This is a genomic window from Cnuella takakiae (assembly GCF_001953305.1).
Classification (GTDB): domain Bacteria; phylum Bacteroidota; class Bacteroidia; order Chitinophagales; family Chitinophagaceae; genus Flavisolibacter; species Flavisolibacter takakiae.
Window position 1 is genome coordinate 2,903,065 of record NZ_MTFE01000010.1, and the last position, 21,349, is coordinate 2,924,413.

Sequence of the window (21,349 nt, forward strand, 5' to 3'; positions counted from 1 at the left end):
TTTTTCCTCAGCGTCCTCTGTCCCTCTGTGCCCTCTGCGGGAAACAAAACCTTAATTATATTTCTTCGTCACCCTATTTTTCAACAACTCCGCAATTACCTGGTACGAGATGCGGCTATGTTTGTAAAAGACCGCTTCTCCTGTAATCAGCTCTTTCAACTTTTGGATATACCAATCTTTGTGCTTCTCCACGATATAATCTACAAGGCCAGCCCTGTTGGGAAGGGTGTCATTCTTGTGTGTTGATTTTTTTGTTTGGCGGTAGAAGAAAAGTTTTTCTTTAATCACGTGGATGTTCCACTTGCGCTGGGTGATGCGGATATAAAACTCCCAGTCCTCATATCCATTCCGCATGGCTTCATCGTAACCGCCTATGGCATCCCAGCACTCTTTGCGCACCATGGCGCAGGCAGGACACTGGCTGGAGAACAGGAAGTTGTACTCGTTGCCACCTCTTGGTTTTGCCACCTTGCTGAACTCGCCAAACAACTGCATATAGCTGGTAACAACGGCGGTGTCAGGGTCTGCATCCAGCACTGCCACTGCTTTGGCAAAAAAGCTGGGATGGTAGTAATCATCGGCATCCAGTGCAGCAATGAACTTTCCCCTTGCATGCTGAACCCCATGGTTGCGGGCAGCAGACATGCGGCCGTTTTCTTTGTGCAAAACAATGATGCCTTCCTGCTCCAAAGTTTTTAATATGGATAGGGTGGTAGCATCTGTCGAACCATCGTTTACGATAATGGTTTCAAAATCCTGCAGGGTTTGCCTGCGCAGCCATGCGATTGTTTCAGGCAGGTAAATACCATCATTATAGCAGGGAATGACAACCGAAATCAGGGGAGTGGACATAGGGTTCAGGCTTTGAAGCAATACAGGTTCAGTTGTACGTCGTAGATGGTACCGGTTGTTTTTTGCAAAAAAGGCCGGGCAAGATTATCGGCGGCATTTTGTACATACACCGAATAACCTGCTTTTTCCAGAATCTGCATGATGCCGGTGAGCTTTGAAGTCTCTGTTGTTTTGCCATGATACTCCAGGAACAGGTTGTCCACCTTGCCCAGGTAAGGAGCACAATCCTGTATTACCGGCCACTCGGCGCCTTCAATATCAATCTTGAGAAAATCAATTTTGTCTTCTGCTGCCAGTATATCGGCCAGGCGTATCGCCGTTACAATCTGGCCGCCGCTGCCATCTTCTGCAATATGGCTGGCTTCGGAAGCTTCGGAAGCAAAGGAGATGGTGCCGTTGCTGGTCCACACGGCAGCCTGGTGCAGGGTTACGCCTTCCAGCTTATTGTGTTTGATATTCTTTTGCAGGAGTGCAAAATTGCCCTTGTCCGGTTCAAAGCCAATGATGCGGGCTTGCGGGTATTGGGCTTTATAGTTCAGCAATCCAATACCAATATTGGACCCGCAGTCAATGATCAGTGGATTTTCGCGGGAAGCACGAAAATGGTAAATGCCATTGGTAAAGATCTCGCTATAAGTATGGAGCAACTCGTAAGGTCTTTGGTAAAAAACCTTGTACGGGTCAAGTTGTAGATGTTTCTCCAACTGGTCGTCCTGGTGCTTAAGCACTTTAACGGTGTACCAAGTGAGTGCACCATTGTGAACGGCCTTTTGCGAAACAGGCATCCTGCCTAGTGTTGCTTTAAGTATATTTGTCGCTGTTTTTTTCATGGATGTAAACATGGCGCAACCACTGATCTCTATATGCATTCCGGCGTACCGAAAACCGCAGTATGTAATTCGTTGCATCCAATCGGTGCTGCAACAGGATTACCGGAACGTGGAGGTCGTTATTTCTGACGATTCGCCGGACGAAGATATAAAAGAAGCCATAGCGCCCTACCAGGAGCGTTTGCCCATCCGGTATTTTCACAATTTGCCCGCATTGAAAAGCCCGCGCAACTGGAATAATGCACTGGATAAAGCCAGGGGCGACCTGGTGATTTTATTGCACCAGGACGACTGGCTGCACGCACCCGATGCGCTGAGCAGCTATGTGCAGGCTTTTGAGGATCCCGCCATTGACTTTGTTTTTTGCCGCAATACGGCGGTTGATGAACAGGGCAGGATCACCATTTTGCAGGAACGCAAATACCTGCTTACAGAAATGAGCCAAAAGCCCAACCACCTTTTGTTGTCGCAGATCATCGGGCCACCCAGCAATACCATGGTGCGGGCCAGTATTCCTACCCGCTACGATGAACAGTTTATTTGGGTTGTGGATGTGGACTACTACGCCAGGTTGCTGAAGGCAGGATATAAATACAAGTATATCGACCGGCACCTGGTAAGCATTGGTTTGCACGAAGACCAAACCACCGTTTTTTGCCGCACCAATACCGATCTTATCTTCCGGGAAAATATCAGGCTGGCAGCCAAGGTAGAGAAGGAAGCTTTTGATGATCCTGTCTACTTTGATTATTTCTGGCGCCTCTTGCGCAACTATAGCATCCGCAGCATGGCCGATGTTCAGGCCAATGGTTTGCAGGAAAGCGAGCTGCCTGCCGTAATCCGTCATATGATGCAGTGGCAACAACGCTTGCCGCTGAAGGCACTACAGGTTGGACCCATCTCCAAATCAATCATGTTGCTTTGCTATACCGGTTGGCAGGCTAAAAAAGAAAAGGCATGATGCCGGAGCAAAAGGGTTTGTTGTCCATCATCATCGTCAACTACCACTCGGGAAACCTGGTCCTGAATTGCATTCAATCCATTTTGGATCACCATGTTGCTCCCAATTTTGAATACATCGTTGTGGACAACAGCAACAGCCACCAGGATGAGCTAATGATCTGCAACCGTTTCCCATTTGTACAATGGGTTGACATGGGCTATAATGCAGGTTTTGCAAGGGCCAATAATGCCGGCATGCGGCTGGCCAAGGGGGATGCTTTTCTCTTGTTGAATCCTGATACCATAGCCCTGGATCAAAGTATTGCCGTTTGCTACCAACAGCTGAAAGCAGGAAATTTTTGTGCTGCAGGCGTGCAGCTGCTGGATGCCGCACACGCTCCACAAATTTCGGGTAGCCGCTTTGTACAAGGCGGACTGAACCACCTGTTACCCATACCTTATTGGGGTGCTTTTATCCGTTGGGCAGCTTATAGTGCGGGATCAAAAGCTCCCGGTGTACAGGATGTAGCCAGTGAGCAGCAGGTGGACTGGATCAGTGGGGCCTTCCTGATGGTGCAGCGGAACGCTGTTGCAACAGCAGGCCTGATGGATGAAGACTTCTTCCTGTATGGAGAAGAGGTGGAATGGTGCAGCCGCTTGAAAAAAGTGGGGCAACTGGTACTTTTCGGCAATCTGAAAATTATACACCTGGAAGGCGCTACCATCAATAAAAGCCAGAATATACAGGAGCAGGGATACTATAATTTGTACGACCGTAAAGGTCTGCAGTTGATGGTAAGCAATCACCTGCGGGTGCGCAAACAGTATGGTGTTGGCTGGTTTCTCTTTCTTTTGCTCAATTATACCTGGGGTTGGTTGTTTTTTCTGTTATGTAGTACAGTTTATGAAACCATACGTGCGGCAAATCCCTTTAAGCAAGGGAAAAAGGTGTTTGCATTTGGAAGGAATGTGGCAAGGCTTTGGTTCCTTACGCCTGCCATTATGCGCAATAAGCCAAGGTTTTATAAGATGTTCTGATACCATAATAAAATGTGCAGTACATAATTAAAGTGCAACACAGTATGGTATCATGTCGAACTTGATTCGGCATGACAGTCTCCAATTAAACCAATTCTTTTTGTTACTGTTTTGTAATTGGTAGATAATCTATTTGGTCACTCCAGCAATCCTTTCAATGCATCAATCCGAAACCGGATCACCGGCCAGGTTTGGGCAGGTTTCCCTTTGAGTGCATAACCCAGGCCCAGCACCATTGCTGCCCCTAGCTTGAACCCGTATTCCAGGATCTTTTTCCAGTAAGCAGTTTTGCCTATCGCCAGTGTGCGCACCTTTTCGCCACGACCATACCCCGAGGCCACCCGGTACAGGTAATGGGGGGTGAGTTTTTTTACTTCCACAACATGGTGTACCACGAGTTTGGGATCGTAATATACAGGCGCACCGTCTTGCTGCAGGCGGAGGAAAAAATCTTTCCCTTCGCCACCAACCCTTAACTCACCAGCCACACCCGGAAGTGCAGTGTTGAATCCCCCAATTGTATCAAAAGCATTTTTTCGCACTGCCATATTGGACTCCAACGGGTATTTGCCCGCGGCAAAGGGTACAAGGGTAGGACTGTAATCGAAATTGCCCACCATGCTCGATACGTAGTAAGACATCCATTTGGGTTCGGCAGGAATGTAGCGGGGAATGATGCGCCCACCCAATCCAACCGCGTCGGGATACTGCTCAAAAAACCGGAGCATGCGCTCCAGGTAATCGGGCGCTGCAACGGCGTCATCATCCATAAAACACAAGATGGTACCTGTAGCAAAACTGGCTCCCGTATTTCGGGCAAAAGAAGCACCTTGTTTTTGTTCGCTCAGGTAGTGCAGGTGAAAACCAGGATGCGCCTGCATATAGTCCTGTACCAGTGCTCCGGTATTGTCGATGCTGTTATTGTCTACCACAAACACTTCAAAGAGTTCTTTGCGCAATGTTTGCTTGTTGAGGCTTTCAACTGCATCAATGATATAATCGGCCCTGTTGTAAGAACATACAACTACCGAAATCTGGGGCTTCAGCGTATCCATACAGGCCTTTGATCTTTTTTAAAATAATAAACCACGGAAACCATACGGCACTGATGGTGCGGTAAAGCTTCCGTGGTTATTTCTGGCAGGATAATTAAGCGCTTTGTTCTTTTTTGCTCCTCTGGTAAACTTTAAAGGCTGCAAAAAGCAGGAACAGGAGGATGAGGATATTTACCACCAGGGATACCGATTCTCCCGTTTTGTAAGCCGTTGGCTCAAAGGCAAAACGGATATCGTGTTTGCCTGCCGGTACATTCAGTCCACGCAACACATAGTTGGTGCGGATGATGGGCACTTCCCTGCCATCGATATAGGCTTTCCAGCCGCGATCGTAAAATATCTCGCTGAACACCGCAAAGCCATTAGCAGCGGCATTACTCTGGTAGATCATTTCCTCATTGTCGTGACGCACCAATTGGATGCTGGCAGCACTATCGGTTTGCGGCTGTTGTACCTGCGCCTTGCTGGAAGCTTCCAGAATTGCTGTATCCCCTGGATTAAATTGGTCCATGGCCTTCATCACCCCCAGCCAGTTGTTTTCAAAACGGACCGCTTTTACAAACCAGGCGGCACCCAGTGCTTCGGGGTTGGCCTGAACTTGTGGCTGGTTGTTCTGCCCGGGTGTAATTACATACTTGGTGTTCAGCATATTGAGCACCGCTATATTCATGGGCTGCTTGCGCAACTGGAAGGAAAGGAGGTCTTCTACGATGCTCAGCTTGGCAGGATGGTAACCACCAACCGCACGATGGTGGTAAGAAGTGATGGCGTCGTTGAACACATCGCGCGTCAGGTTGAGCACGCGGTAATAACCAGTGTCCTGTTTGATCTGCTGGTCGGCAGGAGTGAGGGCAAACTCCTGTTCGTATTGATCGGACTCCACAAAGTTGCGTTCATTGAGGTAGCGCTTACCAACACCCGCCAAGTCGAACAGGTTGAGCACGATCAGGGCACCCAGGGCAACCGTAGCTTTTACCCGGTCTTTCAGGTACAACCAAAGCACACCGGCTGCCAGTGCAATCAGCACCAGGCTGCGCAACAGGTCGCCGCCAAACATGCCCTTGCGGTCTGCTTTGAGCGAAGCGTATAAGTCCTGTGCGGCAGCTTCTCCGCCCAGCGACTGCGCAAAGTACTGCAACAGGCTCTCATCGTTGGGCCCGCGGAAATCAAACGACAGGTAGGCGAGGACAGCAAGTGCCAGGAGGCCGCCGGTTACATAAAGGCTGTTCTTAAAACCTTTCCATTGCGCTTCGGGCTTGTCTTCACCTGAAAAGAAACGCGTGAGGGCCATGCCTCCCAGCAGCGGGAACAGCAGCTGTGGCACCACCAGGATCATGGCAGGAGCACGGAACTTATTGTAGTAGGGCAGGAAATTGAATACAAAGCTGTTGAAAGCTTCAAAGTTCTTACCCCAGCTCATAAGGATTGCGAGGATGATGGCCGCCAGCATCCACCAGCGGTGGCCTGTTTTCAGGTACACCATGCCCAGCACAAAAAGGAAGCACATGATGGCGCCCAGGTACACAGGGCCTGCGTGGCCGGGCTGGGTACCCCAATAGGTGGGCATGGACGCGGCAAACTGTGCTGCCTGGTCTTCTGGAACGCCTTTAGCAGTTAAGTTTTTGGCCACCCTGCTGTCGCCGTCCAGCTCGCCGCCGCTGCCGCCACCATACATGCCGGGCACCAGCATGGTCATGGTTTCGGCCTGGCCATAGCTGCCATAGGTAAAGGCATAGTCAATGGAAAGCCCCGACTTTTTGGAACCTGCGTTGGCCGTCGTATCCAGGCCCAAGGTGCCATTGCGCATGGTGGCCTTGGAATAGTCGTAGGTAGTGAAAATATTGGTAGCATTGGACAGTACACCCGATATGCCGGCAACCAATGCAATACCCAAGGCAAGGGCCAGGTGTTTGTAGTCCTTAGCCTTGATCCACTCCACGGCATAATATATGGTCATAAAGCCAGCCACCAGCAGGAAGTAATAGGTAATCTGCAAATGGTTCATGCCAATGAGCAGGGCACTAAAGAGGGCAGTAAGCGCACCACCCAGCCAGTAGTTCCGGTTGTACAGCACCACCAGTGCGCCTAAAAGCGCAGGCATGTAGGCAATGGCCAGCATCTTGGTATCGTGGCCCACGGCAACGATGATGGGATCGTAAGTGGCATAGGCATAACCAATAGCGGTGAGCACACCGATCCAGGGACGCATACGGAAGGCCTGGCTCAGGAAATAAAACATCAGCGAAGCCAGGAAGAAAAAGGAAATGGGCTTGGGCAATCCCAGGGTAAATATCTGGTGGAAGAAGCCAGTGCTTACCACGTTCTGGCTTTCCAGCGCAATCTGGTACGACGGCATACCGCCAAACATATTGGTGATCCACAAAGGAAAATGGCCGTGTTGCTCTTTATATTGCAAGGCCTCCTGGGCCATACCTTTCCAATGGATAACATCACTCTGGCTGATTTGCTTGCCGCTTAATGCCGGGCTACAGAAGATTACGGCTACCAGCAACAAAACAATAATCGCAACCAGGTTGGGAAGGACTTTTTGAAAGATCCCTTTTTTCATGTGTCTGTTTTTTCCTTTACCCTTTGACTGCAGTAAAAAGCCAAAGGCTCAATTTTCTAGGCTGGGCAAATTAATGCTATTTTACACGATTAAACGAAGGCGGGGTCAAAAAGGGAAAGCTTAACGCGCAACCTTTTCACCGCTTTCTTGTTGTTGAGGACTAGCTGTTTATAAAATCAAGATTCATGAAGGGCCTGGGCTTACTGGCTAAGTTGGCATTTATCTGCAACCTGTTCTTTCTTGCCTGTGTGGTCATGCAACGAAGCGCCGGAAATGCGCAGGGCAGTATGGTTTCGCTTATTGCCATCCTTGGGCTCGTGATGGGCATGGGCATTTTCAATCCTGTTTCCAATATTATGAATGGCCTGCAGCTTTTGCGTAAGCAACCCATCACAGCCACTGTACCCCTATGGCTGGCCATTACCAATGGCGTTTTCCTAATTTTTCAAATCGCTTACCTGCTACATACATTGTTATGATCAACGCTATCATCAAAGACAAACCAACCAAGCTGTTTATTTCCTTTGCTGCCTTCTTTGTTGCCAATGCACTTATTGCCGAATGCATCGGCGGCAAAATCTTTTCCCTGGAAAAGCTACTGGGTATTGCGCCGGCCAATTTCAGCCTGCTGGGACAGACAGGGCTTTCCTTCAATCTTACCTGCGGGGTTTTATTGTGGCCACTGGAGTTTATCATGACGGATATTGTCAATGAGTTTTACGGTCCAAAGGCAGTGCGCCGCATCAGTTATACCGCGGTGGCGCTGATCTCCTATGCTTTTGTCATGTTTTATATGAGCATGCATATTCCTGCTGCCGACTGGTGGGTAAGTTCCCGTACGGCTGAAGGCATACCCGATATGCAGCTGGCTTTTGGTGGTGTGTTTGGACAGGGCATGTGGATCATCGTGGGTAGCCTGGTAGCCTTCCTGGTAAGCCAGCTGATTGATGTTTATGTATTTCATCGCATCAAAAAAGTAACAGGGGAGAAGAAAGTGTGGCTGCGGGCAACGGGCTCCACCATGGTATCGCAGTTCATCGACTCCTTTGTGGTGCTGTTTATTGCCTTCCGTATAGGCAACAACTGGCCCGTTGCGCAGGTGGTAGCCATAGGCCTGGTAAACTATGCGTATAAATTTACCGTAGCCATCCTGCTTACCCCTGTTATTTACTTAGCCGAACAAAGAATTGAAAAATACCTGGGACGTGATACTGCCCAACGTATGAAAAGAGCCGCCATGGGGCAGGGCGAAGATGCCTATACCAATATCCCTGCGGCGGGTTGATTTTAATAGATCTGCTGTCTCTTCTAAACCTGGTTTTATTAATTCATAGGCCCTTAATAAGAACAGCGACTGTCATGCCGAAACGAGTTCGGCATGACCATACTCCGGAAGTGAGGCTTGGTTTCTTACCATGCCAAAACCCTACTATTATTTGGAAGTGTACAGTTGTAGCAAAGATGGCAGATCTGGATAATAGGTGGCCTACGCAGATTATCTGCTATGATCTATTATCTGTCTTACTACCAACTTGTCAATCGGCAGGGTCAGGCATTCATCTGAAAGTTCTGCCCAATCAATAAAACGGAAGGACTCTGTTTCCCTCCGTTCTTCATACAGTTTCATCTGGTCTGCATCAAAGTCGAAAGGGGTAGTGCTGATGCGTACCTTGATGGGTTCCAGTGCACGCACTTTATAGTAAATTGAAATGATCTGGTCGCCGGGACGGAAAGCAGACTCCTGGAAAAAATCGGTGGTGTACAGGTGTTCCAGCACTTCTACTTTGAGGTTCATTTCTTCCATGAACTCGCGTGCCAGGCAGTTGCGGGTACCTTCGCCAAACTCGAGCCCGCCACCCGGGAATTTGGTGATCCGCATGCCGCGGATCAGTTCGTCGGTTACCAGCAGTTGGTTTTGTTCGTTGATGAGGATGCCATATACCCGCAGGTTCAGTTGGCCCATGCTCAGAATATTTTTTTGCGTAAAAAGAAATAACCAATGGCCAGCGATACACCCAGGGATAGGATGGCTACAATATAAAAGGCATAAGGCGAGTGCTCAAAACCACTGGGCACATTCATGCCAAACAGCGAGGAAATCAGTACCGGGAAAGTGAGTACAATGGTGATCACCGACAGCCTTTTCAATACATCGTTCTGGTTGTTGGCGATGATGGAGGCAAATGCATCCAGGGTGCTGCTCAGGATATTGGTATAGATATTCGCCATTTCAAGGGCCTGCGCATTGTCTACAATCAGGTCGGCCAGGAACTCTTTTTCATGGTCATTCAACCCAAGAAAATTGGTACGCTCCAGCTTCATAAACAACAGTTCGTTGGAGCGCAGTGCCGTTACAAAGTATACCAGGCTTTTTTGTATCCGCATCAGCTGCAACAGGTACTCGTTGCGGTTGGCGGTATAAAGCTTTTGTTCCAGGCCATTCCGGCGCGAGTTGATTTCCTTCAGGTTTTCCATGAAGTTCTGCACCACCTTTTCAAACACTTTCAGCACCATCATGTTTTTCTTGTCGGGATGACGGTTTTGAAACGTGTTTAAGAATTTCTTCATGGCGGCATTCTCAAAGGAGTTTACCGTTACAATCTGGTCGTCGGTGAGGATGATACATACCGGGATGGTGATATAGTAGGCATCACTTTCGTTGAACGAGTTGTTCTCCGTTGGTGTTTTGATCACAATCAGCCTTACGTTCCCTTCTTCTTCAAAACGGGTTCGTTCATCAATATCCAGCGAGTCGGTCAGGAAGTCGATGGGAATGTTCAAAGTTTCCGACAGTTCGGTAAACTCCTCCTGTTTCAGCGGGGGCAGCACATTCACCCAGGTACCGTGTTCGGGCTTGGGCGTTTGCACGGTTTTCTGGTTGATATTGATAAAGTATTGGATCAAAGCAGTTACTTGTGTTTAATCAGATGTCAATGGTACCGGTAAATACTCTTTGCGCGGGTCCGTTCAGCCATATATTTTTAAACGATTCGCCCACCTTGTCGTAGTCCACGCTTAAAGGTCCGCCCAGGGTTTTGATTTCCACCCTGTTGAAGCCATTATCATTGTGATAACAAACCAGGGCAGCAGCGGTAACGCCGGTGCCACAGCTATAGGTTTCGCCTTCAACGCCCCGCTCGTAGGTGCGTACAATGATCTGGTCGGTGTCGCGGGTTTGCTCCACAAAATTTACATTGATGCCTTCTGCTTTATACGCATCGCTGTATCGTATATCGCGGCCTTTACGGGCCACGTCTTCGGCCATCACATCGTTGCTGAAGGTTACAAAATGCGGCGACCCGGTATTGAGTACAAAGTGGCCATTGCGTTTTTCAAAGCCATCTACGTCTACCATTTTCAAAGCCACAATACCATCCAGTCCTACCGATGCTTCGTGTGGACCATCGATAGCCAGGAAGTTATAGGTGGTTTTGATGATGCCCAGGTCGTAGGCAAATTTTACGAGGCAGCGGCCGCCGTTGCCACACATGGTACTTTCGCCGCCATCGGCGTTGTAGTACTTCATTTCAAAGTCGAACGAAGGATGGCTGTTCAGCAGCATCAGGCCATCGGCGCCAATACCAAAGCGGCGGTCGCATAATTGTTTTACCTGCTTTTTGGTAAGCTCGTTGAACTTGCCATCGCGGTTATCAAATATGATAAAGTCGTTGCCAGTGCCCTGGTACTTATAAAAATTTACTTGCATGATCAGATCTTTTCTACGATAGCCAGCGATTGTTTAATCAAACCTTCAACGGCTGCTGCGCCATCTTTTGTAAACTCCTGTTTTACCCTGTTGGCAACAATGGCATTCAGTGCCAGGCAATGGTGACCCAGCAAACGGCCAAGGCCAAAAATGGCGGAAGTTTCCATTTCAAAATTGGTGATGCGGTGCTGGCCATAGCTAAAGCTGGAAAGGCTGCCAATAAGCTGCGGGTTGCGAACGCCCAGGCGCAACACTCGTCCCTGCGGACCGTAAAAGCCGGGACAGGTAACGGTAATGCCATGGTGATAACCCTGTACAAAATGTTTGAGCAGGGTAGGGCTTGCACTGCTGATATAAGGGTTGGTTACCTGCATGTGCAACTGCGAATGCGTAGTAAAGGATTGCAGCAACTGGCGCTCTTCGTCATTGTGCTCCAGGCGGTAAAAATTAAGCAGGTTGTCGAGGCCCAAACCATGCGTGGATGCCACATAACTGTCCACGGGAATATCGGCCTGCAACGAACCCGAAGTACCCAGGCGGATGATCTGCAGTTGGGTCAGGTGGTCTTTAACCAGCCTTGTTTGAAAATCGATGTTTACCAGAGCATCCAGTTCGTTTACAACAATGTCAATATTGTCTGGACCAATGCCGGTGGAAATAACACTGATTCTTTTGTTGCCGATGGAACCGGTGTGGGTAATGAACTCGCGGTGCTGGCTTTTATATTCGATCTTGTCGAAGTACTTGCTTACCTGTGCCACCCGATCGGGATCGCCTACGGTAAGTACGGTGGGCGCCAGCTCTTCGGGGCGCAGGTCGAGGTGGTAAACAGCACCCCTGTTATTGATGATCAGTTCGGATTCGGCTATACGCTGCATGTTGACCGGGAAAATTGGTGAGGGCTTGACAATAAATTTGTTCGGGTGCGAAATTACCCTATTTTTGCCACCCGTTCCAAAAGCATTAGTGCTTAAGGATCAAACTGGTACCGTGGCCGAGTGGCTAGGCAGAGGTCTGCAAAACCTCGTACAGCGGTTCGAATCCGCTCGGTACCTCTTCCAAAGCTGTCCTACCTAAGGCAGCTTTTTTTGTATCCATATAGCCACAACGCCATGGCACTTTCTAAAGAAGAACAGGACTTCCTGCAGTACTGGGAAGCCAACCGCAACAACAAGAAAAAATTCCTCCGCCAGTTCAGCATTGGCCTGCCGCTTAGTGCCGTTATGGCGCTTGCGCTTTTTATCAACGTATTTTCTGGATGGAACAGGCGTGCCGAGATGGTAATGCGCGGCGACAGTTCGGCCATGTACACGGTGCTTATTGCCATTGTGGGTATAGCCGTTTTCATGACCATCTTTTCCAGCCGGCACAAATGGGACATGAACGAACAGCGCTACCAGGAGCTGAAACAAAAACAAGAGGCTGGGGATGCAACGAATACCGCTCCCTGAATGTCAGCAACGCTAACCTTTTCTCTTAATACATTTGAATGAAACGATTTTTTGCACTCGCCGCTATTGGCTTTGCCTTTGCCGGATGTTTTAAAAACGGGGAAGATTCCCGTACCTGCAACTACGACCCTTGTGGCTATAAAGCGCCACAGGCTGAAATCGATAGTGTTAAAGCCATACTGGCCCGCCAGGGCATTACCAATGCTACGGAACATTGCAGCGGCTTGTTTTATGTAGTTGATTCGATGGGTAATGGCGCAGTACCTTCTCCTTGTGACCAGGTTGCCGTTAGGTATAAAGGCATGTTGAAAGACGGATCCGTTTTTGATCAAAGTAATACCACCTCTGGTTGGGCTCCAGTAGGAGGATTCATCCCAGGCTGGATAAATGGTTTGCCTTTGATCAAACAAGGTGGTGGCATGCGCTTATACATCCCGCCTTCTCTCGGTTATGGCAAGAATGCTATCAAAGACCGTGTTGATACCACTAAAGTGATCATCCCTGCTAATTCTGTTTTGATTTTTGAAGTCAAGTTAGATGGGGTATGGAAAAGTTAAGTGGTACCCGGAACGCTTATTTTTGCCAAAAATCTAAACCCTTTGGCACACGAGGCGATTTCGGTATTTGATATGTTCAAGATTGGTGTAGGGCCATCCTCTTCGCACACTTTAGGTCCGTGGAGGGCGGCCCTTCGCTTTGTGGCCAACCTGCAACAAGGCCAATTACTGGAGCAGGCAGCGCACCTGGAGGTTTTACTCTACGGCTCGCTGGCAAAAACAGGCAAGGGCCACGGTACCGACATTGCCGTGCTGATGGGACTTTTGGGTGAAGACCCCGTTACCACCGATGTTGCAGCAATAGATGCCAAGATAGCCGCTATTGCCAACAGCAGCCAATTATTGTTGGGCGGGCAAAAGGCACTTGCTTTCGACATCGCGGCACAACTGAAATTCCTGTTTACCGAAACTCTTCCCTTTCATCCCAACGGCTTGTCCTTTTTGGTAACGCTTGCCGATGGCAGGCAGTTTTCCGAAACCTATTATTCTATTGGTGGCGGTTTTGTGGTTAAGGAAGGAGAGGAGGCGGGCCGCTCGCAGGTACAGTTGCCTTTTCCCATCAACACCGCGGGTGAGCTGCTGCATTGGTGCCGCAAAACAGGACTTTCCATCCACGAAGTAGTGCAGGAAAACGAAGCCGCCTGGCGACCTGAAGCCGATACCCGTTCCGGTATCCTCAATATTTTCGGGGTGATGAAGGAATGTGCTTACCGGGGTTGCCACATTGAAGGCATTTTACCCGGCGGGCTCAACGTACAACGGAGGGCCGCCGCGCTCAACAAACGCCTGCTGAAAGGCCGCACTTATAATAATTACACCGAATGGCTGGAGGCCATCCGGGCCGGTGGCAATTCTTTTCAATACATTTTAGATTGGGTGAGCTGTTTTGCCCTGGCGGTAAACGAGGAGAATGCTTCCTTTGGCAGGGTGGTAACGGCACCTACCAATGGTGCTGCCGGCGTAATTCCGGCTGTATTGCACTACTTCCTGGTTTTTGGTGAAAACATCAATGACGAGAAAATCATCCAGTTCCTGCTAACCGCTTCGGAAATCGGGTCCATCTTCAAAAAAGGTGCAACCATTTCTGCCGCCATGGGCGGTTGCCAGGCCGAGATCGGGGTTTCTTCTTCCATGGCTGCCGCGGCACTTACCGAGGCCATGGGCGGTACCCAGCGCCAGGCACTGATGGCAGCCGAAATCGCCATGGAACACCACCTGGGCATGACCTGCGACCCCATTGCCGGACTGGTGCAGGTACCCTGTATTGAGCGCAATACCATGGGTGCCATCAAGGCCATTACTGCATCGCAGCTGGCCCTGCAAAGCAGCCCCGATTTTGCAAAGGTGTCCCTTGATGTGGTGATTGAAACGATGTGGGAAACCGCCGTGGACATGAACAGCAAATACAAAGAAACGGCCGAAGGCGGGCTGGCGATCAATATTCCTTTGAGCCTGAGTGAGTGCTGATGCTGCCTATAGCAGCACCATCATTCAAACAATACGGTTGTATTACTCTTCCTAGGTTTGGTTCCTTTTGGGTTTTTTGACCTGGCTCTTTTCGCCGAACGGAATTCCCACGGTGCCACCGGGTTGGATTCCTTCCATAAACCCAACCGCTGGTCGCGGGCTTTGGCTTCCAGTGCACTCCAGGCCGGGTTTTTATCAAAGTCGATGTAGTGCCAGGCATAACCCTGGGCCAGCATAGTTTCGTTGATGTTGCGGCCATCATCCAGGAAAGCAACGGCAATGGTACGACCATAGCGGTCTTTGTCTTTTTCTTCAATACGCACCCGGTGGCCTTCCATCAAGGCACCCAGCACACGGCCCGCAGCCTTACCATAGGGCTGCGCTTTCTCGGGGCAGTCGATGCCATATAACCTCACTTTTACCTGCTGGTTGCCTGCCATCAACAGGGTAAACGTATCGCCATCGGCAATCTTCACTACTTGGCCCATGTTCTGGTCGCCGTTGCTGCTGTTACAGGCAAAAAGCAGGCAGCAAAACAGGACCCTTGATACCGACATAAAAAAATGCGAACCCTTCATACCTATAAAGATAAGGGCTCTGAGTACTGGTACTTAGCAGTGCCTTTCACCCTTATTTTTGGCGCTATGGAACTGGAAACCCTGCAGGCTATCTGTATGCAAATTCCCCGTGCTACCGAGTCGGTAAAATGGGATCACAACCTGGTATTTGCCGTTGGCGGTAAAATGTTTTGCATCACCAACCTGGATGGTCCTTTGATGTTTTCGGTTAAAGTTCCCCCCGACAGTTTTGAAGAGTGGACCTTGCTGCCGGGCATCATTCCTGCCCCATACCTGGCACGCGCCAAATGGATACAGGTACAGCAGCCCGGAAACCTGTCGCGCAGCGAAATTGAAGACCTTATCAAAGAAAGCTACCGCCTGGTGGTTGCAGGCCTGACCAGGCAAATGAAAAAAGAATTGGGGCTGGATAAACAGTAAACCCACGCTTTGCTGCCACCCATCCCAATGCCCATAGGCCTGGTACAGGTTTTAGCCCGGTTTTCCACCGATTGCCGCAACTTTGCGCCCTATGGCCAAACAGGTTAAGGATTCCAAATCGGCACTCCGCTTTATCTTTTTTACCCTCCTGATAGATGTAACAGGTTTGGGGTTAATCATCCCGGTGATTCCCAAACTCATCGAGCAACTGACCGGCGGCGATGTCAGTTCGGCTTCACAGTGGGGCGGCTGGCTCACCTTTGCCTATGCCATCATGCAGTTTGTGTTTGCCCCCATCCTGGGCAACCTGAGCGACCAGTACGGTCGGAGGCCCATCCTGCTGCTTTCCCTGGTGGGATTTGGTATCGATTATCTCTTTGTTTCCTTTGCACCCACCATCGGGTGGCTGTTTGTGGGCCGGCTGGTGGCGGGTATCACCGGTGCATCCTTTACTACGGCCTCCGCATATATTGCCGATGTGAGCACCGAAAAAAACAGGGCGCAAAATTTCGGGTTGATTGGTGCAGCCTTTGGCCTTGGTTTTATCATCGGCCCTGTAATTGGCGGGTTGCTGGGAGCCTATGGTGCCCGGGTGCCCTTTCTGGTGGCGGCAGGTCTTAGCCTGGCAAATGCATTATATGGCTACCTGGTATTGCCCGAGTCGCTGCCCAAGGAAAACAGGCGGCCTTTCCAATGGCGCAGGGCCAACCCACTGGGTTCACTGCTCCACCTCAAAAAATATCCCCGCGTAAGCGGACTGGTAGGCGCACTGGTACTGGTGTACATTGCCGGCCATGCGGTGCAAAGCAACTGGACCTTTTTTACCATCCGTAAGTTTGGATGGAGCGAGTCGCTGATCGGTATATCGCTGGGCGCTTTTGGGGTGTTGATCGCCGGTGTGCAGGGTGGACTGATCCGTTTTATTACCCCTAAAATTGGGAGTGACCGGAGCGTGTACATAGGTCTTGCCTTGTATACAATTGGTATGCTGCTCTTTGCTTTTGCTTCCCAAAGCTGGATGATGTTTGCCTTCATGGTACCTTATTGCCTGGGTGGCATCGCCGGGCCGGCACTGCAATCCATTATCTCCGGCAATGTACCCCCCAACGAGCAGGGCGAGTTGCAGGGGGCGCTTACCTCCCTCATCAGCGCCACTTCCATTGTAGGGCCGCCGCTGATGACCAATCTTTTTGCATATTTCACCCGTCCTTCCGCACCCATTCAATTCCCTGGTGCACCATTTTTAGCCGGCGCTGTGTTGATGCTTACCAGTACGCTTCTGGCTTATGCATTTTTGAAGCCGGTGGTGGTGAAAAAGTAAGGATAGCGGCAACTAGCAATTAGCTGCAAGCTACTGGCTGCAAGCTGCAAGTTGAAGCGGCAAGTTTGGGTAGGAGTAGAGAAAGGCAGCGTTATGTTGGTGGTGCGAAATAGCATCAGATATGCTTTACCATGTACTTGCAGCATTTCCATAATACAGGTACTGTGAAAACAAAATAGCCACGCTGCACAGCGTGGCTATTTTCATAATGACGGTTCTAGGCCAGCAGCTTTGGAACGCAAAATCCTTACTGGTGTTCAGGTCTGTTTTTTAGCCTTGTACCAGGTTGGTGTCAGCCTTATTCTCCAGGTCGTCGCGCCGGTCCACATCTTCAAAAGTAGGATCTGCGTTTTCGCCAAAGGGTTCTTCCCGGTACTGGTCGCCGGTGGTGCGGGTTAGATTCTGGTTATCGCCATCGGTTTTGGAACTGCTATAGGTTTCCACACCTGGCTGCTGCCCCGATTCTTCCCTGCGGTGCGGATCTTTCCTGCGGCCTTCGTCGGAAGGGAGGTTGCGGTGAAACTCTTCATTTTCCTTGTCCATAAAAAGCGTTTCCCTAACCGGCTAAAAAGCCATGCCAAAAGATTGCGGATGTATGATTTCGGATTTCGGAAGTTTCATCCAGCAGATTGTTCCTCATGCAATGAAATGTCCAAAATCCGAAATCTCAAATCCGGGATCAACCCTTATTTCAAGCTTGTGATCAGCTTTTCATTCAGGCGCACATAGTCCATGTTCTGCGCCTTGCGGGCCAGTTCAATGGATTTGTTGGCTGCCTGCTTTGCGTCGTTGTTGCGACCCAACTTGGCAAGGGCATTAGCACGCTGGTGGTGGATCCAGAATGCATCGGGGCTCTGGGCTACGGCTTTATCCAGCCACTCCAGCGCCTTGTTCATGTCCTTACCGGTTTCCATATAGTACATGGCCGACTGGAAATAAGGACGGTTGTCCTTGTTCATCAGGTTGTCGATCTGCGCCATCACTTTGCTTTCCACATCCATATTGATGGGCAGGGCTACCGCGGTATTTTCCCATGCAAGCTGGAGGTCGGCGCCTCCGGGACGCACATTCACAAACTGCATGCTCAGGGTTTCTACCGGCATTGCAGTGGACTGGGGCTTTGCTTTTACCCGCACCAGGTCCTGGTCCTGCTTGTAAGCTGCAGGCGAGGTTACATCGGTTTGTTTGGTCAGGATAAAGGTCCATTCGCCGGCCCCGGGAATGCTCAGTAAACCATATTTTCCTGCAGGCACCTTGGTGCCGCCAATAATTACTTCGTCGGAAAAGGTGAGGGTAGTGGCCCCGTTGGCACCTGTGCGCCATACCGCATCAAAAGGCACGAGGTCGCCAAAAACTTTACGTCCCCTGGCATTGGGCCTTGAATAGGAGAGGTCAACCGAACCAATGCCCAGTTCCTGTTTGATGGTTTGGGTAGTACTGGGTGCAGGGGTACGGAGTTGCTGGGCACCGGCACCCAGGGTAATGGAAGCTAAGGCGGCAAGCAGGATACATTTTTTAATCATGGCAAAAGTGGTTTGAAGGGTCAAATGTAGCACATCAATGCTATAGGCTGCCCTGCTGGCCAAAGCTCCTGCTGGGCTTAGGCCAGGGTCCTGTACCTTTGTCACCTGTCATGAAGGGATATGCTTTTCACCGCATCTTATGGTGCTGTCTTTTGTTTTGCTGCCTGCCTTATGCCAGCGGCAGTCAAACCGTATTTACCAAGGTGGAAGGTCTGCCTACCAACGAAATATTCGACTTGCTGGTGGATAAGAAGGGTTACGTGTGGGTAGGCCACGATATGGGTATCAGCCGCTTCGATGGCGTAAGCTTTACTCCTTTCAGCCACCCCGAAAGGTCCTCGCTGAGCATTACAGATATCATAGAGGACAACCAGGGAAAAATCTGGTTTCACAATTTTACCGGGCAGATCTTTTATATTGAAAATGAACGCGTACACCTGCTGAAGGCTTACCGCAACGAGGCGGAGGACGTATTTCCCCGCATGGTGCTGCTGGGTGATGAACTGGTGGTTACCTCCAACAAAGGGTTGTTTGTATGCAATACAAGGACTTTGGAAAGCAGGTACGAGGTGGTAAAGGGGCCTAAATATGGTGGCACAAGGTCGCTGGCAAGGGTAGGCAACCAGGTGATGGCCATTCACATCAACCGCTTTTACCTGTACGACAAAAAAAATGGGTTCAGGGCAGTAAAACTGCCGCAGCCCCATATTTATGTGCAAAACCGAAATATGGTTTTGCAAACGGAAGGGCTGGGCGATACCGCCCTGATGATTGCCAACCCATCTGGTACCATGTACCAGCTTAAAGTGCAGCACAATGAGATCAAAATGGTAGGTACGAGGCAGTTGCCCGACTTTATCAACTCGATTAGTTTGCTCAAGGGAAGGCCCTGGATCCATGCAAAGCACGCGAGCTTAAAACCATCGGCAACAGGTATTGAAGACAGTATTGAAGGCCTGAATATCAGCGATATGGCTGTTGACCTGCAGGGCAGACTGTGGGTCAGTTCGCTAACCAAGGGATTAATGGCAGCCCAAACAGGTGGTTTCAACCAGGCTTTCCAGCCTTCTTTCCTGGAGGCCAGCGACCTGATCAGCGCGGGTACTGCTTTCAATGATACGCTTTTGTTGGGGTCCCGGAACGGCTGGCTGTTCCTCGTGGCTGGCAAACAGAAAAACCTGATCTGGAAACACAAGCTCCCTGCCGATGTGGGCGGCGTCAACCTGATTTCCCGGCAGGTTGGCGGAAGATTTATCATCAGTACTTCCCTGGGCACTTTCCAGTTTTATTATCCTTCCAAAACCATCTTCAAGTTTTTCTCTTTTATCACCAAGGATGTTGAATTCTACCGGGGCCGCATCCTGGTGGCTTCGGCGGTGGGATTGATCTCATTTCCCTTGCATGTGTCGCCCGATACCTTTATCCTCCGCAATATCATAGGACATTATAATTGGAATAATTGGTGGCAGCGTTACCGGGAGACTGTCGTTGTCGAGGAAGACCAGCGATATTTCTGGTACCTGCCGCGTTGCAGGAGCATTGCCTTGACCGAAGACCGCAACCTCTACGCTTCCTTCATGAATGGCGTACACTATTTTGACAAAAGGGGCATCCTTCCGCTGCTGCATATGGGCAAAAGGGTGTATTCCAACTCACTGGTGGCCATTGGAAAAAAAGTATACATCGGTACCCTTAACAAAGGGTTGATGGTAATGGAAGGAGGGAAGCTGAAAATGGTGGGCACGCCGGAAGGTTTGTTTTCCGAAAGCATCATCCGCCTGAAGCATACCGGCCCTTATTTGTGGTTGTTGCTCGACCGTGGTATTCAACTGCTTAATTTGCAAACCGACCGGATCATCTCCAATATCGAGCTGCCAGAAGAGTCGGGCTCCAATGTACAGGACATCATACTGGATGGCGACACGGCCCTGATCGCTACCAACTCGGGGCTCCTGAAAGTAGCCATGAAGCCTTCCGGCAATTACAACAAGCTCCATAGCGAGCTGAAGCTGGTGGTGGTAAACGGTTTGGATACCTTACGCCAGCAATCCGGCAAGCTATCGCACCAGCAGAACACCATCCAATTCCACCTGTCCGTTCCCTGGTACAGCCCGGGCAGGGGTTTGTATTTTAAATACCGCCTGTTGGGCGGCACCAATACCCAGTGGTATTACAGTCTTCCCGGCGAACGCATCATCCGTTTTGCATCGCTCATGCCGGGTGATTATACCTTTGAATCTTATGCCGTGGTTTCCGGTTTCCAGGAGCCCCGGCCTGTTCGCTACCAATTTTCCATTCAAAAGCCCTGGTGGCGCAGCTGGACCTTCAACATCACCCTGCTGGTGCTGGCAGCCCTTATATTTTACGGCCTCTACCGGATGCGGGTTCGACAGGTACTGCACCTGGCCCAGGTGCGCCAGGCCATCAGCAGCGACCTGCACGACGAGATCGGGTCTACCATCAGCAGCATTAATATTTATTCGGAACTGGCCAAGTCGGAAACGAATAACGAACCCTACCTGCAACTGATTCAGGAAAATACAAGGGAGGTGATCAGCAAACTCGACGACCTGGTGTGGAGTATCAACCCGCGCAACGATTGCCTGAGCCAGTTGGTAGCCCGTATGCGATCCGTGGCCGAGCCCGTGTTGCTGGGTGCCGGTATCCAGCCCCGTTTTTTTATTGCCGAAGGCATCGATGAACTGGAGTTGTCGCTGCATGCTAAACGCAACTTTTACCTGATATACAAGGAGTTGGTCAACAACGTAGTCAAGCATTCAAAAGCCACCCACTGCCAGATCAGGCTGCAATTGCTGCCCGGGTGGCTGGAGCTGTCCATTTCGGATGATGGCATTGGCTTTCCCGAAAATGTCAGCCAAAAGGGCAGGAGCGGTATGTACAATATGCAGGAGCGGGCCCAGCAGGTAAAAGCCAGGTTCTTCATTTCCAGCCAGGAAGGCCAGGGCACTTATGCCACTGTGCAGTTGCCCTTAAAATAACCCGGTATAAACAAAGCCCGGCTGTTGCCAGGCACTTACCT

Annotated in this window: 21 protein-coding genes and 1 tRNA gene; 11 read left to right on the plus strand and 11 right to left on the minus strand. The window is 50.1% G+C overall.

Translation table 11 applies throughout. From position 1 onward, the window contains the following. Positions 1–51: 51 nt before the first annotated feature. Both BUE76_RS12685 and BUE76_RS12690 read right to left on the minus strand, forming a co-directional pair. Positions 52–852 carry a glycosyltransferase family 2 protein gene (locus BUE76_RS12685; RefSeq protein ID WP_073039874.1) on the minus strand — a complete coding sequence of 267 codons (801 nt, stop codon included), beginning with the start codon at positions 850–852 and terminating at the stop codon, positions 52–54. A gap of 5 nt (positions 853–857) precedes the next feature. Then, positions 858–1,637, minus strand: coding sequence for an FkbM family methyltransferase (locus tag BUE76_RS12690; RefSeq protein ID WP_073039872.1), 780 nt, complete (start codon positions 1,635–1,637; stop codon positions 858–860). A gap of 55 nt (positions 1,638–1,692) precedes the next feature. On the opposite strand from BUE76_RS12690, the gene BUE76_RS12695 reads away from it, so the two are divergent. Together BUE76_RS12695 and BUE76_RS12700 are read left to right on the plus strand one after the other, a co-directional pair. Then, a complete protein-coding gene (locus BUE76_RS12695; protein ID WP_158069970.1) occupies positions 1,693–2,643 on the plus strand; it encodes a glycosyltransferase family 2 protein in 951 nt (316 codons plus the stop codon). Beyond that, positions 2,640–3,662: a glycosyltransferase gene (locus BUE76_RS12700; protein ID WP_245798293.1), complete on the plus strand. Its 1,023-nt coding sequence runs from the start codon at positions 2,640–2,642 to the stop codon at positions 3,660–3,662. Before BUE76_RS12695 ends, BUE76_RS12700 begins: the two co-directional genes overlap by 4 nt. Positions 3,663–3,799: 137 nt before the next feature. Here the strand turns inward: BUE76_RS12700 and BUE76_RS12705 are convergent, their stop codons facing one another. Together BUE76_RS12705 and BUE76_RS12710 are read right to left on the minus strand one after the other, a co-directional pair. Then, positions 3,800–4,717 carry a glycosyltransferase family 2 protein gene (locus BUE76_RS12705; protein ID WP_073039868.1) on the minus strand — a complete coding sequence of 306 codons (918 nt, stop codon included), beginning with the start codon at positions 4,715–4,717 and terminating at the stop codon, positions 3,800–3,802. Positions 4,718–4,811: 94 nt separating this feature from the next. Next, on the minus strand, positions 4,812–7,286 hold the full coding sequence (locus BUE76_RS12710; protein WP_073039866.1) for a YfhO family protein: 2,475 nt from the start codon (positions 7,284–7,286) through the stop codon (positions 4,812–4,814). A gap of 185 nt (positions 7,287–7,471) precedes the next feature. On the opposite strand from BUE76_RS12710, the gene BUE76_RS12715 reads away from it, so the two are divergent. Together BUE76_RS12715 and BUE76_RS12720 are read left to right on the plus strand one after the other, a co-directional pair. Beyond that, a complete protein-coding gene (locus BUE76_RS12715; RefSeq protein ID WP_073039864.1) occupies positions 7,472–7,765 on the plus strand; it encodes a hypothetical protein in 294 nt (97 codons plus the stop codon). Next, the gene (locus BUE76_RS12720; protein ID WP_073039862.1) at positions 7,762–8,571 is read left to right on the plus strand and encodes a queuosine precursor transporter; all 810 of its coding nucleotides are present in this window, start codon (positions 7,762–7,764) and stop codon (positions 8,569–8,571) included. The genes BUE76_RS12715 and BUE76_RS12720 overlap by 4 nt, the downstream gene beginning before the upstream one ends. A 210-nt stretch (positions 8,572–8,781) precedes the next feature. Here BUE76_RS12720 and BUE76_RS12725 read toward each other — a convergent pair whose 3' ends face one another. From BUE76_RS12725 to BUE76_RS12740, 4 genes are read right to left on the minus strand one after another with little or no spacing between them, the layout of a single operon-like run. Further along, a complete protein-coding gene (locus BUE76_RS12725) occupies positions 8,782–9,249 on the minus strand; it encodes an NUDIX hydrolase (RefSeq protein ID WP_073039861.1) in 468 nt (155 codons plus the stop codon). A gap of 2 nt (positions 9,250–9,251) precedes the next feature. Next, positions 9,252–10,190, minus strand: a complete 939-nt coding sequence (locus tag BUE76_RS12730; protein WP_073039859.1) for a magnesium transporter CorA family protein — start codon at positions 10,188–10,190, stop codon at positions 9,252–9,254. A 19-nt stretch (positions 10,191–10,209) separates the two neighbouring features. Then, positions 10,210–10,992, minus strand: coding sequence for a diaminopimelate epimerase (dapF, locus tag BUE76_RS12735; RefSeq protein WP_073039857.1), 783 nt, complete (start codon positions 10,990–10,992; stop codon positions 10,210–10,212). Between the two features lie 2 nt (positions 10,993–10,994). Continuing rightward, positions 10,995–11,870 carry a nucleoside phosphorylase gene (locus tag BUE76_RS12740; RefSeq protein ID WP_073039855.1) on the minus strand — a complete coding sequence of 292 codons (876 nt, stop codon included), beginning with the start codon at positions 11,868–11,870 and terminating at the stop codon, positions 10,995–10,997. Positions 11,871–11,976: 106 nt separating this feature from the next. Between BUE76_RS12740 and BUE76_RS12745 the strand changes: the two genes are divergently transcribed. From BUE76_RS12745 to BUE76_RS12760, 4 genes are all read left to right on the plus strand, one after another. Continuing rightward, a tRNA-Cys gene (locus BUE76_RS12745) sits at positions 11,977–12,047 on the plus strand. Positions 12,048–12,104: 57 nt separating this feature from the next. After that, positions 12,105–12,443, plus strand: a complete 339-nt coding sequence (locus tag BUE76_RS12750; protein WP_073039853.1) for a magnesium transporter — start codon at positions 12,105–12,107, stop codon at positions 12,441–12,443. A 38-nt stretch (positions 12,444–12,481) separates the two neighbouring features. Then, the gene (locus tag BUE76_RS12755) at positions 12,482–13,000 is read left to right on the plus strand and encodes an FKBP-type peptidyl-prolyl cis-trans isomerase (RefSeq protein WP_073039851.1); all 519 of its coding nucleotides are present in this window, start codon (positions 12,482–12,484) and stop codon (positions 12,998–13,000) included. A 42-nt stretch (positions 13,001–13,042) separates the two neighbouring features. Then, positions 13,043–14,467, plus strand: coding sequence for an L-serine ammonia-lyase (locus BUE76_RS12760; protein ID WP_143157188.1), 1,425 nt, complete (start codon positions 13,043–13,045; stop codon positions 14,465–14,467). 20 nt (positions 14,468–14,487) lie between these two features. Here the strand turns inward: BUE76_RS12760 and BUE76_RS12765 are convergent, their stop codons facing one another. Next, positions 14,488–15,045 carry a thermonuclease family protein gene (locus BUE76_RS12765; protein WP_216820661.1) on the minus strand — a complete coding sequence of 186 codons (558 nt, stop codon included), beginning with the start codon at positions 15,043–15,045 and terminating at the stop codon, positions 14,488–14,490. Here BUE76_RS12765 and BUE76_RS12770 point away from each other — a divergent pair. After that, positions 15,031–15,465, plus strand: a complete 435-nt coding sequence (locus BUE76_RS12770; protein ID WP_083596336.1) for an MmcQ/YjbR family DNA-binding protein — start codon at positions 15,031–15,033, stop codon at positions 15,463–15,465. The genes BUE76_RS12765 and BUE76_RS12770 overlap by 15 nt on opposite strands. 91 nt (positions 15,466–15,556) lie before the next feature. After that, complete coding sequence (locus tag BUE76_RS12775; RefSeq protein ID WP_073039848.1) at positions 15,557–16,786, plus strand: TCR/Tet family MFS transporter; 1,230 nt, start codon at positions 15,557–15,559, stop codon at positions 16,784–16,786. 270 nt (positions 16,787–17,056) lie between these two features. On the opposite strand, the gene BUE76_RS12780 is transcribed toward BUE76_RS12775, so the two are convergent. After that, positions 17,057–17,329 (minus strand): hypothetical protein, encoded by a 273-nt coding sequence (locus tag BUE76_RS12780; protein ID WP_073039847.1) that lies wholly within the window; start codon positions 17,327–17,329, stop codon positions 17,057–17,059. A 143-nt stretch (positions 17,330–17,472) separates the two neighbouring features. Then, positions 17,473–18,309 (minus strand): DUF2911 domain-containing protein, encoded by an 837-nt coding sequence (locus BUE76_RS12785; RefSeq protein WP_073040308.1) that lies wholly within the window; start codon positions 18,307–18,309, stop codon positions 17,473–17,475. Positions 18,310–18,419: 110 nt separating this feature from the next. Between BUE76_RS12785 and BUE76_RS12790 the strand changes: the two genes are divergently transcribed. After that, positions 18,420–21,308, plus strand: coding sequence for a sensor histidine kinase (locus BUE76_RS12790; protein WP_083596335.1), 2,889 nt, complete (start codon positions 18,420–18,422; stop codon positions 21,306–21,308). The last annotated feature ends 41 nt before the right edge of the window (positions 21,309–21,349 follow it).